General features: G+C 50.4%; 11 protein-coding genes. 10 read left to right on the forward strand and 1 reads right to left on the reverse strand.

Going from position 1 to position 13,989, the window contains the following annotated elements; genetic code table 11:
- Positions 1 to 120 precede the first annotated feature (120 nt).
- The 8 genes from acsA to JNJ77_11565 all read left to right on the forward strand — a co-directional run bounded on the left by acsA (position 121) and on the right by JNJ77_11565 (position 9,701).
- Entirely contained in the window at positions 121 to 1,881 is a 1,761-nt protein-coding gene (acsA, locus tag JNJ77_11530; protein ID MBL8823211.1) for an acetate--CoA ligase, read from the forward strand.
- Between the two features lie 23 nt (positions 1,882 to 1,904).
- A complete protein-coding gene (locus JNJ77_11535; protein ID MBL8823212.1) occupies positions 1,905 to 3,017 on the forward strand; it encodes a Glu/Leu/Phe/Val dehydrogenase in 1,113 nt (370 codons plus the stop codon).
- A 3-nt stretch (positions 3,018 to 3,020) separates the two neighbouring features.
- The gene (gene pdhA, locus JNJ77_11540) at positions 3,021 to 4,013 is read left to right on the forward strand and encodes a pyruvate dehydrogenase (acetyl-transferring) E1 component subunit alpha (protein MBL8823213.1); all 993 of its coding nucleotides are present in this window, start codon (positions 3,021 to 3,023) and stop codon (positions 4,011 to 4,013) included.
- The gene (locus JNJ77_11545) at positions 4,010 to 4,993 is read left to right on the forward strand and encodes an alpha-ketoacid dehydrogenase subunit beta (protein ID MBL8823214.1); all 984 of its coding nucleotides are present in this window, start codon (positions 4,010 to 4,012) and stop codon (positions 4,991 to 4,993) included. Before pdhA ends, JNJ77_11545 begins: the two co-directional genes overlap by 4 nt.
- Positions 4,986 to 6,149 (forward strand): 2-oxo acid dehydrogenase subunit E2, encoded by a 1,164-nt coding sequence (locus JNJ77_11550; GenBank protein MBL8823215.1) that lies wholly within the window; start codon positions 4,986 to 4,988, stop codon positions 6,147 to 6,149. Before JNJ77_11545 ends, JNJ77_11550 begins: the two co-directional genes overlap by 8 nt.
- Positions 6,146 to 6,403: an acyl carrier protein gene (locus JNJ77_11555; GenBank protein MBL8823216.1), complete on the forward strand. Its 258-nt coding sequence runs from the start codon at positions 6,146 to 6,148 to the stop codon at positions 6,401 to 6,403. The genes JNJ77_11550 and JNJ77_11555 overlap by 4 nt, the downstream gene beginning before the upstream one ends.
- 644 nt (positions 6,404 to 7,047) lie before the next feature.
- Complete coding sequence (locus JNJ77_11560) at positions 7,048 to 8,220, forward strand: hypothetical protein (protein MBL8823217.1); 1,173 nt, start codon at positions 7,048 to 7,050, stop codon at positions 8,218 to 8,220.
- A gap of 176 nt (positions 8,221 to 8,396) precedes the next feature.
- Positions 8,397 to 9,701: a CpaF family protein gene (locus JNJ77_11565; protein MBL8823218.1), complete on the forward strand. Its 1,305-nt coding sequence runs from the start codon at positions 8,397 to 8,399 to the stop codon at positions 9,699 to 9,701.
- 478 nt (positions 9,702 to 10,179) lie between these two features.
- On the opposite strand, the gene JNJ77_11570 is transcribed toward JNJ77_11565, so the two are convergent.
- Positions 10,180 to 10,314: an autotransporter-associated beta strand repeat-containing protein gene (locus JNJ77_11570; protein ID MBL8823219.1), complete on the reverse strand. Its 135-nt coding sequence runs from the start codon at positions 10,312 to 10,314 to the stop codon at positions 10,180 to 10,182.
- A gap of 178 nt (positions 10,315 to 10,492) precedes the next feature.
- Between JNJ77_11570 and JNJ77_11575 the strand changes: the two genes are divergently transcribed.
- Positions 10,493 to 11,050 (forward strand): sigma-70 family RNA polymerase sigma factor, encoded by a 558-nt coding sequence (locus JNJ77_11575; protein ID MBL8823220.1) that lies wholly within the window; start codon positions 10,493 to 10,495, stop codon positions 11,048 to 11,050.
- A 146-nt stretch (positions 11,051 to 11,196) separates the two neighbouring features.
- The gene (locus tag JNJ77_11580) at positions 11,197 to 13,962 is read left to right on the forward strand and encodes a protein kinase (GenBank protein ID MBL8823221.1); all 2,766 of its coding nucleotides are present in this window, start codon (positions 11,197 to 11,199) and stop codon (positions 13,960 to 13,962) included.
- Positions 13,963 to 13,989 lie beyond the last annotated feature (27 nt).

The following is a 13,989-nucleotide window of genomic DNA, read 5'->3' on the forward strand; positions in this document are numbered from 1 at the left end:
CATATGTCGTAAAATAAACGATAGTAAGGCATTCCAGAGGCTGTCGCTGCTGGTTTGCAGTCATGGTATCATGCCGTATTGAGCTTTGACATCTACTCACTTGTCCGTCAAGGAGTCACGATGCACTGGCAACCGATTCAAAAAAAGAAGATGGCTTCCGGCCTTCTGCCTAATCTGCCTGATTATGACCAAGTGCGTGCTTCCTTCTCCTGGGATAAAGCACGCTGTGAAATCACTGGGTTGCCTGATGGTGGAATTAACATTGCTTATGAAGCTGTCGATCGCCATGCTACTGGTTCACGACGAGATCATGTAGCGATTCGCTGGCTTGGCAAAAGTGGTGACACACAAGAGATCACCTATCCTCAACTCAAAGAGCGTACCGATCGCTTTGCCAATGCATTGCAACGATTAGGCGTTACTGCAGGTGATCGAGTCTACGTGCTGGCAGGCCGTATTCCAGAACTATATGTTGCCGCTCTTGGAACATTGAAGTTGCGGTGCGTCTTTTGTCCCTTGTTCTCGGCATTTGGACCAGAGCCGATCAAATCGCGACTGAATATTGGTGGTGGCAAAGTCCTGCTCACTACGGACACGCTTTACCAGAAGAAGATTGCTGGCATTCGCTCAGAACTTCCATCACTGGAACATGTGTTGCTTGTGAAAACCTCAGCTAATTCAGCTGATATTCCAGGAACGCAAGATCTTCATGCCTTATTAGGTGAAGCAAGTGACTCGTTCACCATACCTCCAACTCAGCCGGAAGATCCTGCTCTGCTGCATTTCACCAGTGGTACGACAGGAACCCCCAAAGGAGCTGTGCATGTTCACAACGCTGTCATCGCACATTACGTAACAGGAAAGCTGGCATTGGACCTCCATCCAGAGGACATCTTCTGGTGCACCGCAGATCCAGGCTGGGTAACGGGTACCTCCTATGGAATCATCGCCCCATTAACCATTGGCGTCACGTGTATCATTGATGAAGCTGACTTTGATGCAGAGCGATGGTACCGCATCCTGCAGGATCAGCGCGTTTCTGTCTGGTACACTGCCCCGACAGCTATCCGAATGCTGATGAAGGCTGGATTGGATGTTGTCAAAAATTACCACTTTCCGCAATTACGATTTCTGGCAAGTGTGGGCGAACCACTGAACCCGGAAGCGGTGGTTTGGGGACAGGAGGCTTTTGGCATACCGTTTCATGATAACTGGTGGCAAACTGAAACAGGCGGCATCATGATTGCCAATTATACCAGCATGGATGTGCGTCCAGGTTCGATGGGTAAGCCTTTGCCAGGTGTTGAAGCAGCAATCGTTCAGCAGGATGCATCTGGCAAAGTAACGGAAATCACTATTCCAGATACCATGGGCGAATTAGCATTGCGTCCTGGTTGGCCATCCATCTTCAGATCTTACTGGAAGGAACCAGCCCGTTATCAAAAGTGCTTTGTGGATGGATTTTATCTCACCGGTGATCTCGCCAAACGCGATGCTGATGGGTATTTCTGGTTCGTCGGCAGAAAAGATGACGTCATCAAGACATCGGGACATCTGATTGGCCCGTTTGAAGTGGAAAGCATCCTGATGGAGCATCCAGCGGTTGCTGAAGCGGGAGTTATCGGCAAACCGGATCCTGTGACTCTGGAAATCGTCAAAGCCTTTGTCGCATTAAAACCCGGTCACCAGCCCAGCGACGAACTGCGGCGTGAGCTTCTAGGCTTCGCTCGCAAACGACTTGGCGCGGTAGTAGCTCCTAAAGAAATTGACTTCCTCACAACCTTGCCCAAGAACCGGGCTGGCAAGATCATGCGACGACTTTTGAAAGCTCGAGAACTCGGTTTGCCTGAAGGCGATACTTCCACTCTCGAATCAAACTGATCTCTACGCAAACGAGGTTCACAATGACTACGGCACCTTTTGTCTGGGAAAAGTACTGTGATGAACTCGGACCTGAAAAGGTGGTTCATCTCTATGACCCCCAGATAGGAATGCGTGGATTTGTAGTAGTTGACAACACTGCGTGTGGGCCAGCCATCGGTGGTGTACGCATGGCTGCTGATGTAACCATGGATGAGGTGTTCCGCCTGGCACGAGCGATGACTTTGAAGAATGCTGCAGCAGGGCTGCCACATGGTGGTGGCAAAGCAGGGATCATGGCGGATCCGAGAAGCAGCGACAAGGCTCGTTTGATTCGCAGTTTTGCACGGAGCATTCGAGAGATTACCAGCTATATCCCAGGGCCGGATATGGGGACCGATGAAAGCTGTATGGGTTGGATACGGGATGAGATTGGCCGCTCGGTGGGACTGCCACGAGTACTGGGAGGTATTCCTCTCGATGAATTGGGTGCAACAGGTTTCGGCCTGGCTCGTTCTGCTGAAGTGGCAGCACCGTTCTGTCAGCTGAAGCTTCAAGGTGCCAGGTTGGCTGTGGAAGGATTCGGCAACGTCGGACGACCGGCAGCTCAGCGACTCGCTGAGCTAGGTGTCAAACTGGTAGCTGCCAGTGATTCAAAGGGGGCGATCTACCAGGAACAAGGAATCGATGTTGAGCAGCTGATTGCTGCCAAACATCAATCTGGCAGTGTTACAGGGTATCGACAGGGTACTTCTATTAAACCGGATGATCTCTTTTCCGTTCCATGTGACATCTTGATCCCCGCTGCCCGTCCAGACTGCATTCATGCTAAAAATGCAGCATCCATTCAGGCGAAGCTGATCCTGCAGGGGGCAAACATCCCTGCAACTTCTGAAGCTGAGACATTGTTGCATCAACGTCGTGTTGTGATCGTGCCGGATTTCATCGCCAATGCTGGTGGTGTGATTTGTGCTTCTGTCGAGTATCATTCAGGAACGCAAGGTATGGCGTTTGACACGATTGCTCAGAAGATTCGTGAAAATACTCACGATGTACTTACACGCAGCAAGGCTGACAAAGTGGAACCACGACAGGCAGCTATTGATCTTGCCAGAGAACGTGTACGAAGTGCCATGCTACTTCGCAAGAAGGACTGATCCATGCCTGACTTGAAAAAGACTGATCAAATAACCGCACAGGAAGGCTTGGGCTTGTTAAAGACAATGCTCTTGATTCGTCGCTTTGAAGAACAGTCCGCTGAGCAGTACTCCAAGGGAAAAATCCAGGGCTTTCTCCACCTCTACATTGGTGAGGAAGCAGTAGCGGTGGGAGCGATCCCTTGTCTGAAGTCAGAAGACGCCATCATTTCCACGTACCGTGAGCATGGCCATGCATTGGCTCGAGGTATCAGTGCTGGTGCTATCATGGCTGAAATGTTTGGCAAGGCCAATGGATGCAGCCGGGGTCGTGGTGGTTCGATGCATATCTTTGATGCCAGCAAGCGATTCTTCGGTGGTAACGCAATTGTTGCAGGTGGTTTGCCATTGGCAGTTGGTATGGCACTGGCTGACAAGATGCAACGGAATGATCACGTCACGATGTGTATCTTTGGCGATGGAGCGGTTGCTGAAGGTGAGTTCCACGAGTCACTGAACTTGGCTGCTCTCTGGAAGTTACCTGTACTCTTTCTCTGTGAAAACAACGATTATGCCATGGGAACCCACCTGGTGCGTCATCAGGCACAGGCTGATATTGCTGCTAAAGCAAAAAGCTATGGCATGCCTGCTGAGGTGATTGATGGAATGGATATCCTGGCTGTGCGAACGGGTACACAATCCGCTCTTGATTCGATTCGCAGCGGCGAAGGTCCTTGTTTCCTGGAAATGCGTACGTACCGGTTCCGTGCTCACTCGATGTACGATGCTGAACTTTATCGAAACAAGAATGAAGTGGAGGTGTGGAAACAACGTGATCCCATACAGCTGTTTATCACCTATTTGACATCCGCCGGATTAATGAATGCGCAGGATCTACAACTTCTGGAAGATCGTGTGGCAGAGGAAATAAGGCAAGCAATCGAGACCGCAGAGACGGGTCCCTGGGAGCCAATAGAAGACCTGCTCAAAGACGTTCACACTCCGGAATCAATATGACCAGTATGACCTTTCGCGAAGCCATTCGAGCAGCACTGCGAGAAGCTCTGCTTAACGATCCGAAAGTCTTTCTCTTAGGGGAAGACGTCGGTCGCTACGGTGGTGCATTTGCCTGTAGTAAAGGTTTGTATGAAGAGTTTGGACCTGAACGCATACGGGATGCTCCACTCTCGGAATCTGGATTCGTGGGAGCTGGTATTGGTGCTGCGATTAATGGTATGCGCCCGATCGTCGAGATTATGACGGTCAATTTCAGTCTGCTCGCACTCGATCAGATACTGAATAATGCTGCCATACTCCGCCACATGTCGGGAGGTCAAGTCAGTGTTCCGGTGGTGATTCGGATGTCAACAGGAGGAGGCCGTCGTGTGGCTGCTCAACATTCCAACAGCCTGGAATGCTGGTATGCTCATATCCCGGGTATTACAGTTTTGGCACCTGCGACGGTAACAGATGCTCGGTACATGTTGCGTCAGGCACTTCAGGAGCCTGATCCTGTTTTTATCTTTGAGCATATCATGCTGCTGCCAGTAACTGGTGAAGTAGATGAAACTGCTTCACCCATGCCGCTGCGGCAGGCAGCCATTCGCCGACCCGGCAAAGATATCTCGCTGATTACCTATGGTGGATCGCTCCCCAAAGTGATGAAGTCAGCTGAGACGCTATCCAAACAGGGTATTGATGCTGAAGTGATTGATCTTCGAGTGCTGCGTCCATTGGACATGAAAACGATTCTTCAATCCATTTCCAGGACACACCGTGCGGTAATAATCGATGAAGGGTGGAAAACAGGTAGCCTTGCAGGAGAGATCAGCGCGCAGATCATGGAACAAGGTTTCTACGATCTCGATGCCCCTGTTGCTCGTATCTGTTCAGCCGAGGTGCCTATACCTTATGCCATGCACCTGGAGGATGCAGCACTTCCTCAGTCTGAAACGGTAGTCAAAACTGTTGTGGAGATAATGAATCGTCATGGCTGATTTCATCATGCCGAAACTGGGATCAGATATGACCGCAGGCACCCTGGTTGCCTGGCGAAAGAAAGTTGGTGATACACTCCAGCGTGGCGATATCATCGCTGAAGTTGAAACCGAAAAGGGTACCATCGAAGTTGAGTGTTTTACCAGCGGAGTGCTGACTAAACTCATCGTGCAACCAGGCGAGAAGGTCGAGGTAGGGGCCATTCTCGCCATCATTGATGATGGAATATCTTCACCCAACGCAGCTACAGTGCCACCAGTGCCAGCTTCGATCAAGCCACCTGAGAGTAAACCATCTGACTTCGTTCGAGTACAAACACCCCCCGATGCAGGTAATCGTCAAAGAATATCACCAGCAGCACGGGAGTTGGCAAAAAAACTCCAGGTGGATGTGTCAGTTCTTCAAGGAACGGGGCCGCAAGGCGCTATAACACGAGAAGATGTGGAACGAGCCGCGTCAGCATCTGTGCCTGTTGCACCTAAAGAAGATCGGCAGGCCAGGCTGCGTGAAACGATTGCAGCAGCCATGTCTCGATCAAAACGTGAGATACCACACTACTATCTGGCCACGACCATCGATTTGCAGTCAGTCATGACTTGGCTCGCTGAGGAGAATGCAAAGCGTCCTCCCACGGAACGTCTGCTTGCCATTGCGTTGCTCATTAAGGCTGTTGCCCTGGCATTGAAGGTTACGCCGGAATTGAATGCCACCTGGGACGGAACCAGGGTGCAACTGAAAAATGAAATTCACACCGGTGTTGCTGTCGCACTTCGAAAGGGCGGCCTGATAGCTCCTGCTGTTCATCATGCTGACCAACTGACTGTAACTGAACTCATGACCAGAATTCGTGATCTTGTCAATCGCGCGAGAGCTGGAACGTTGCGCAGCTCAGAACTGGCTGATCCAACCATTACTGTGACCAATCTGGGAGAGCAGGGGGTTGAGTCTGTATACGGTGTCATCTATCCACCACAGGTTGCGATTGTCGGATTCGGCAAAATAGTGGAAAGGCCCTGGGTAGTTGACGGGCAACTGGTGGTTCGGCCAGTCGTCACAGCTACGCTGGCTGCAGATCATCGCGTGAGCGATGGACACAGTGGAGGGCGCTTCCTTTCTGCCGTCGATAAACTGTTACAGGAGCCAGGCAAATTATGAACGCAGATGAGATCAAGGCGATTGTCTTTCAGCAACTGTGTGCTGTTGCTCCGGAAACAGAACCATCTCAGGTTCAGCTGCAACAGAACTTACGGGATCAACTCGACCTGGACTCGGTTGATTTCCTGAACTTTATCATTGGACTACATAAACAGTTCAAGATCGACATCCCTGAAAAGGACTATCCCCAGCTCATGACGATCGAGAGCTGTGTCAGTTATTTGTCCAAGAAACAATCGAGCGCAACAACCTGATAGTTCAAGAGCGAGGCTTTAACTTATCAGTTCCTTGATGGGATCGCCGTTCACCAGATATTGAGGACGACCGGTTGGATCATTGATGGTGACTTTGGTCGTGTCAGTTCCCATGACGTGGTACATATCCCCGCCTTCTCTTCATTTGCGTTTCAAACGATACGTTTCAGGTCTTGACCATCATTCCGCTTTCTCCGGGGTGGGCAAAGAGTAATTGCTGAGCAGAGATGCAAATACCGTGGAGCTGCAGCGGAGCATGGCAGAACAGCATCACCAGGCACAAAAAGTACAGCAAGCCCTCCAGCACTTTGGGCCAGGGGCGACCGGTAACTGCCTGCTAGCAGCAGCGTCACGATCGTGATCATCCCCACGCGGCCAGTCGGAAAATCCGATTTCTGTTCTTTGCCATGGAAGTTTGCCTCCTAGAAAAGTAGTCCGCATACCCTTAACCCACCTGATGTTTGACTCAAGATCAACTTGAGCTTTGCGCGCAGGGAAGGATATCCCGCGAATCATCTCACATATCCAACGTGTCGAGGAAGCGTAGTTGATTCACCTTAAATCATTTGCATTGATAGGATTAATAAAATAGAGTTACTTGTCCTCTATCTCCTTTTCCTTGCCTTCCTCTGTTGGTAAATACTGTGGTTGCGATCAACGTAGTGCTGGTGGGTGTCCCCGACGATGTATTCCAGGATGTTCAGAGGGTGCTGGACAAGTTTGAAATTGCAGTTCAAGGTAGATACTCGAATGCTGAGGAATTGCTGGAACAGAAAAAACAATTGAGCTCACAACGGATTCTGCTGATCGCTCAGGCCAACCAGGCTTCCGATGCCCAGCATATTCAACAACTGCATGACACATTTCCAGGCTGGCCGATAATTGCCCTGATTCAGGAGAAATCTGAACCTAACCTGATCCTGGCGGTGAACCGGGCCGGTGCCGATCAAATTGTCACGATTCCCATGCATGCCGATGATCTGGAAGCAGCCCTCAGTCTGATTCATCAGCGGTTCGTCAAACAGGTGCCAAACTCCACCGTCATCTCCATCTCCGGCAGTGTTGCAGGGTGTGGCGTTTCCACACTGGCACTGAATCTCGCTGATATCATTGCTCATGATTATCGCCAGCATACCCTGCTGATCGAAACGGCGCAACAGATGGCGACCCAGGCCATCAATCTGAATATCCGCCCACTTACGACGGTGACAGATCTTCTGATCGATGAGGGTTCACTGGACGCTACCCGCATCAAGAAAGCAGTGATTCATGTCGATGCCCGCTTTGATGTGCTGGCAGGGCCCATGGACATTACTGCTGCAGGCACTGCGCTCAAGGGCATGCCGAAACTGATTCACGCAGCGCGCGAGATGGCAGATGCACTCGTGATTGATGTCATGGCCAACTTCGATGACACCCATTTTCAAACGCTCTGGTCCTCCGATCAGATTCTTCTGGTATTGGAACAGACGATACCTTCCATTCGAGCTGCCAACATGATGAAGGATGCTCTTTTGCGAGCGCGTCCGCCCAAGAAAGTACAGGTCGTCGTCAACAAATATGATCCTGCGATCACCAATTACACGGAAGAAGCCATCAAGGAACTGCTGCAGGTGCAGCGGATCCATACCATCCCCGATGATCGCAAGCATGTGCTGCTCGCTGCCGCTGAAGGCAAGCCACTGAGAAAACTCGATGGCAACCTGCCCATTGTCAAAGCCATGCGCCAGCTTACGGGCCACCTGCTGGGCTTTGCTGAAACGCACGAGCGATCCCACGGTCTGCTCAACCGCCTGACCCGCTTCCTGCATAGCTGACTATTCTTCAGCTTGTTCACACTTGCAACATCCGGACATTCTCCATGGAACTTCAGAAGTACATGACCGAAGTGTTCACCAGGATTGGTGAACAGGATACTGACAGGAATAAACATGCCGATAATACGCCAACCACCCCGCAGGTTCCCGAACCGACGGCGGAACCTGAAACCGTCATGATGCTGCATCCGGTAGATCCCCAGGACATCTACCAGGTTGCCAAGAAACACCTGCATAAGAAGATCATTCAGCGGATCGATCCGGCAGAACTCGAACGCATTCCGGAGCAGTCGCGTCGAACGGAACTGAAGCAACTGGTGGAAAGTATGGTCGAAGCGGATACGCATCCGCTCAACCCTCTGCAGCGAGCGACATTAATCGAAGAACTACTGGACGAGATGCTGGGTTTCGGCCCCCTGGAACCCATCCTGCGCGAGCCGAATGTCAACGATATTCTGGTCAATGGCTGCAACACCATGTTCATCGAGCAGGCGGGGATTCTCAAGGAGATCCCCAATCCCTTTTCCAGCGACAGCCAGTTGATGGAAATTATTCAGCGGATCATCAGCCGGGTCGGGCGAAGAGTCAATGAAAGTTCGCCCATGGTGGATGCACGCTTGCCCGATGGCTCGCGTTTCAATGCCATTATTCCTCCTCTGGCGCTCGATGGCCCCCTGGTCAGTATTCGCCGATTTGGCGCCAGGCCGCTTCGCCTGGAGGATCTGCTGAATTTCAAATCACTCACCGGTGATATGGCCCGTTTTCTGGAAGCAGCCGTGCAGGCCCGTTTGAACATTATCGTTAGTGGTGGCACAGGCAGCGGGAAAACGACGCTGCTGAATACACTGTCGGCCTATATTCCGCATCGCGATCGCATCGTCACCATTGAAGACGCCGCTGAACTGCAGTTACAGCAGCGGCATGTCTGTCGGTTGGAATCACGTCCGGCCAATATTGAAGGCCGGGGGCAGGTTACTATTCGCGAGCTGCTGCGCAACGCGCTGCGCATGCGTCCGGACCGCATCGTCATTGGCGAGTGCCGTGGCGCGGAAGCACTCGATATGCTCCAGGCCATGAATACCGGACATGATGGTTCTCTCACCACTCTCCATGCCAACAGCCCGCGCGATTCCCTGAGTCGACTGGAAACGATGATCATGCTGGCCGGGCTAGAACTGCCTATCTCTGCCATGCGGCAACAGATCTGCTCGGCAGTAAATCTGGTGGTGCAGATAGAAAGACTGCCCGGCGGGGCTCGCAAAATCACCAGGATCACCGAATTGACGGGTATGGAAAGCGAAATTATCACCATGCAGGATCTGTTCATCTTCAAGCAACTCGGTGTCAATGCAGTGGGCAAAGCCTATGGCCGTTTTGAATGTACTGGCATCCTGCCACATCACTTGCACAAGATTAACGAAGCTGGTATCCACCTGCCCGGAGAAATGTTCCGACAACGCATCATGCTGGAAATCAGTTGATCCTAGATTTTCCAGACATAACCGAATGCCCACTTGAGCGATTCCACTTCAGTTGATTATTACCGCCTGGGACACCAGCTGTCGGCCTCGTGAGGTCTTTAGGGTATCCAACTGAGCGGAATCATTTGCTGCCATGGTGCGCGACAAGAAGCAGGTGTCCTTGGGTGCTTGGCTGCACGAAGCCGAGTGATCCTAGATCCGTGAATTGTGTGCCTTCGCGATAACTCTTCGGCGTGATGAGCAAGCAGTACGTGCCGCTCTATCTCTTCACTGGATTAATGGACCCGTCGAAGTGCATGTGAACCGCTTGAAGTTCATCAAGAGTTTGATGTTCGGAAGAGCCAAGTTTGATCTGCTCAAGGCGAGAGTGCTAGTGCATAAGTAGAAGCAACTGAGTAACGTCGGAAGACTATTGGCTGCACCATACTTGCGGGAGTACCGTAAAAGTGCAGCGCGTGATGGGGTAAAAGTGTAACGCTTAAGGGTTAAAGATAACCAGCTGGGAATCGCTGTTCACCTGAATGAATCCATTGTTGAGGTAAGTACCGCCGCTGTAGGAATAGTTACCGGTGAGTACGAGCGTACCGGTGTCAGTCTTGATCAGGCTGCCCATACCGTTAATGTTGCCGACATGGGTTTTCTTTGGTTACAGGTTGTTGCTCATTGAAGAAGCTGTAGCCCGATTTGGGCTGAGAATTGTCTAATTTATGATTACAATATTTGATTTCCTCACCAAAACCAATCAGGTATTATGATTGTTGAGAACTTGTCTGAAATAACAGGATGGATGCATGTTACACACCCCTGTCAGCTTGCTCGATAAGCTGGCAAATCCACAAGCAGAGGAGGCGTGGCATAGGTTTGTTGATCTCTACACACCTTTGCTCTATCACTGGGCTCAAAAAATGAGCATTCCAGCCAGTGATATCAGTGATTTAATCCAGGATGTGTACGTGCATCTGCTGAAGGAACTTCCTGAATTCCAACTGAGTCGCCGTGGCCATTTTCACGGCTGGCTACACGCAGTTTTTAGAAACAAGGCTCTGGAGTGGTTGAGAAAACGCCATAAGCATCCGATCAATGGTCAACTATCAGATGTATACGGCAGCGAATCGCTTTCTGCTTTGGAAGAATTGGAGTACCGCAAATACCTGACAGAAAGAATTATGCAAATCCTGAAAGATTCATTTCCGGAAACCACTTGGAAAGCTTGTTGGGAATCAGTAGTCGCAAATCGTCCAGCTGACCAGATAGCCACTGAGTTGGGAATAACAACCAACATGGTTTATTTAGCTAAGTCACGTGTACTTCGACAGTTACGAGAAGATTTAACAGGCTTGCTGGATTGATTAAATCAGCTTTGATCTGAACTCACGCTGCGGTAGTGAAATACTTGGGTGAAGTATTAGATTTTCTGACAGACTTTTCCTAGTCTGCGCATCTTCTGTTGTGATAGCGTGAATTATGTCCTGATCTAGATACAGGAAATCAAGTGATGAAAATGGAATGTTGCCCATCTCATCATATTCTGCATGAGTTTGTATTTGGGGTATTGGATAAACAAGAAAGTGTTTCGATTGAAGAACACATTCTGACGTGTACCAGCTGCGCTAATCAACTTGGTACTATCTCCCAATGCGATCCAATCATCGAAACACTACGTGAGCAGTGGACCAGGCCTGCCTTCACCATACCAGAGGAAGTTCAGCCAATTCAGCGTCAACTGCATGCAGCTTATAACCAGATTACAACCAGGGTCTCGTTGCTGCATGGAGTTTCAACCAAATCCAGCTTATTGAAAGACTATCATGATCTTCCGGATATGGACGGAAATGCCGATCAGTCAGATAAGCTGATGCCGGACAAAATAGGACACTATGTCTTACAGGATAAACTTGGGACAGGTGGAACGGGTGAAGTCTATCGTGCCTGGGACGAAACACTCGGGCGTTATGTTGCAATCAAAATAATTCTGGATCGCAGAGTCTGGCATTCGCAACATATTGAACGCTTCACTTCCGAGGCTGGTACACTTGCTCGGCTGGCGCATCCTCAAATTGTCCAGATTTACGAAGTGGGTGAAGAAGCAGGTCGCGCCTACCTCGTTCTCGAGTATTTGCCGGGTGGCGACCTGGCAACACTATTACGTGGGGAGCCACAGAATCCTGAAGATAGTGCATTCCTGGTAGCGCAACTGGCGAGAGCCGTGCATCACGCTCACTCGCAGGGTATCATCCACCGTGATTTAAAGCCTTCGAACATCTTGATTGAGAAACCTGTCGATGCAGTGAAAACATTACCTTCACGTCTGTTGAAAGACTTGCGCTGCAAGATTGCAGATTTCGGACTCGCCAAGCGAATGGAAGTACCTGGAAAGACTGAGTCCGGGACTGTTTTAGGGACTCCAGGCTATTTGGCTCCAGAGAACCTGATGAAGCATCCTGATGAAGCGACACATGGTCCAGCCAGTGATATCTACTCACTAGGTGCCATTCTCTACGAACTTCTGACAGGCCGTCCTCCCTTTCGAGGTGAAACGGTTGCTGAAACTCTGGTGCAGATTCAGACTGAATTGCCTCTTTCACCCAGGAAATTGCGTCCCGGGCTCTCGCGTGAACTTGAAACAATCTGCATGCACTGTCTCGATAAAGAACCTCAGCGTCGATACGCTACCGCGCTGCAACTGGCAGAAGACCTGGATCGTTTCCTCATGCATGAACCCATCATGGTACGTCCTGCCAATGTGATGGAACGTGCCATGAAGTGGGCTCGCCGCAAGCCTGCACTAGCTGCCCTGGCCATCGTGCTACTGGCTTCGCTGGCATTGCTGACGGTAGGTGGTATCAGCTACGAGCGGCGGCTACAGGCAGCATTGCTGAGAACTGAATCTGAGCGAGACCGGGCTGACTCCAATTACCGAAGTGCTCGAGAAGCTCTGGAACGTATGCTCCAGAAATTGGATGATCCGCGACGTGCCAATGTGCCTCAACTGCAGGCTCTTCGTCGGGAACAACAGCATGAGATTGTGCAATTTCTTCAGACCGTTACTGCCAATACCAGCAACGATCCCAAGATCATGAGGGATGTTTCCAAGGCACTGTATACATCCGGACGACTTCGTCTGGTTCTTGGAGAGTTGGAACAAGCCCGTCAGGATCTTCAGCGATCCATTACCCTTTTAAGAGAATTGCAACAGCAATCACCTGATGATTCATCGCTACGATTGGATATGGCCGGCAGCCTCCAGGCTCTTGCCGTCACCTACCCAATGGGAAGCGAAAACCTGCGATTGAATGAGGAAGTCCTCGCTATTCAGACAAAAGTGGCTTTGGAGCAGCCGGAAAATCGCGACATCCAGCGTATGTTGGCCATTACCCTCCACAATCAGGGTTCCAACTACATCAGTCTGAAGCAATTAGATAAGGCCGAAGAGTTTCTTCTGAAGTCTATCAAGGTACTGGAGCACATTTCAGTTGATGTAAACAGTGCACCACAAATTGAATTTGCTGAAACAGAAGTCAATCTCAGTCTGGTGTATGAATCTTTGAAGAAGCCTGAACAGTCAGAACAATTCTACCTGAGAGCGCTCAAGCGATTTGAATCGATACTACAAAACGACCCTCAGAATATTCGCGCGCAGATCAGCTTGAGTGGCTTGCGAGTCAATCGGGCCAACATGCTTGCTTCCAAAGGCAGAAACACAGAAGCTATGACATTGCTGGATGCCAATCTTCACGATTTACAAGCTCTGTTGCAGAGAGAACCGGAGTTCCGAGATGTAAAAGAAAGGTTGTTTGAGACCCAGGGGACTCGAGGCAATATCCTCGGCCCTCAAAAAAGACATCATGAAGCTGCCGCCGCTTTTCTGGATGTGGTCCGTTTTGCTGATCCGCGCGAAGCCAACTACTATCAGTTGTTTGTTGCCAGCAATTGGGCAATGGCAGGGGAATATCGTCTCAGTTTGGAAGCATGCAAACTGGCCGGTCAGTATGCTGGATTGAACTTTGAGCAGAAAGCATACCTGGCCATGACGTACTGCCGCAATGCTGCACAGATTGTGAAAGACACCACGATTTCAACCGCCGAAAAGGATAAACAGATTCAGCAATGCAGTCATCAAGCGCTTCACTGGTTATCAGAAGCAAAAAAACAGGCTGGAGCAGCAGCCTGGATTCGATTGAAACAATCACTATCCCAGGATGCCATGTGGCTGCCAATTCGTGAACACCTGCCTGCATGGGACTGGGTCAAGCAGTCGTAAATGATGTCTCACACCGAGACACAGGAG

The sequence above is a fragment of the Planctomycetia bacterium genome (assembly GCA_016795155.1).
Taxonomy (GTDB): Bacteria; Planctomycetota; Planctomycetia; order Gemmatales; family HRBIN36; genus JAEUIE01.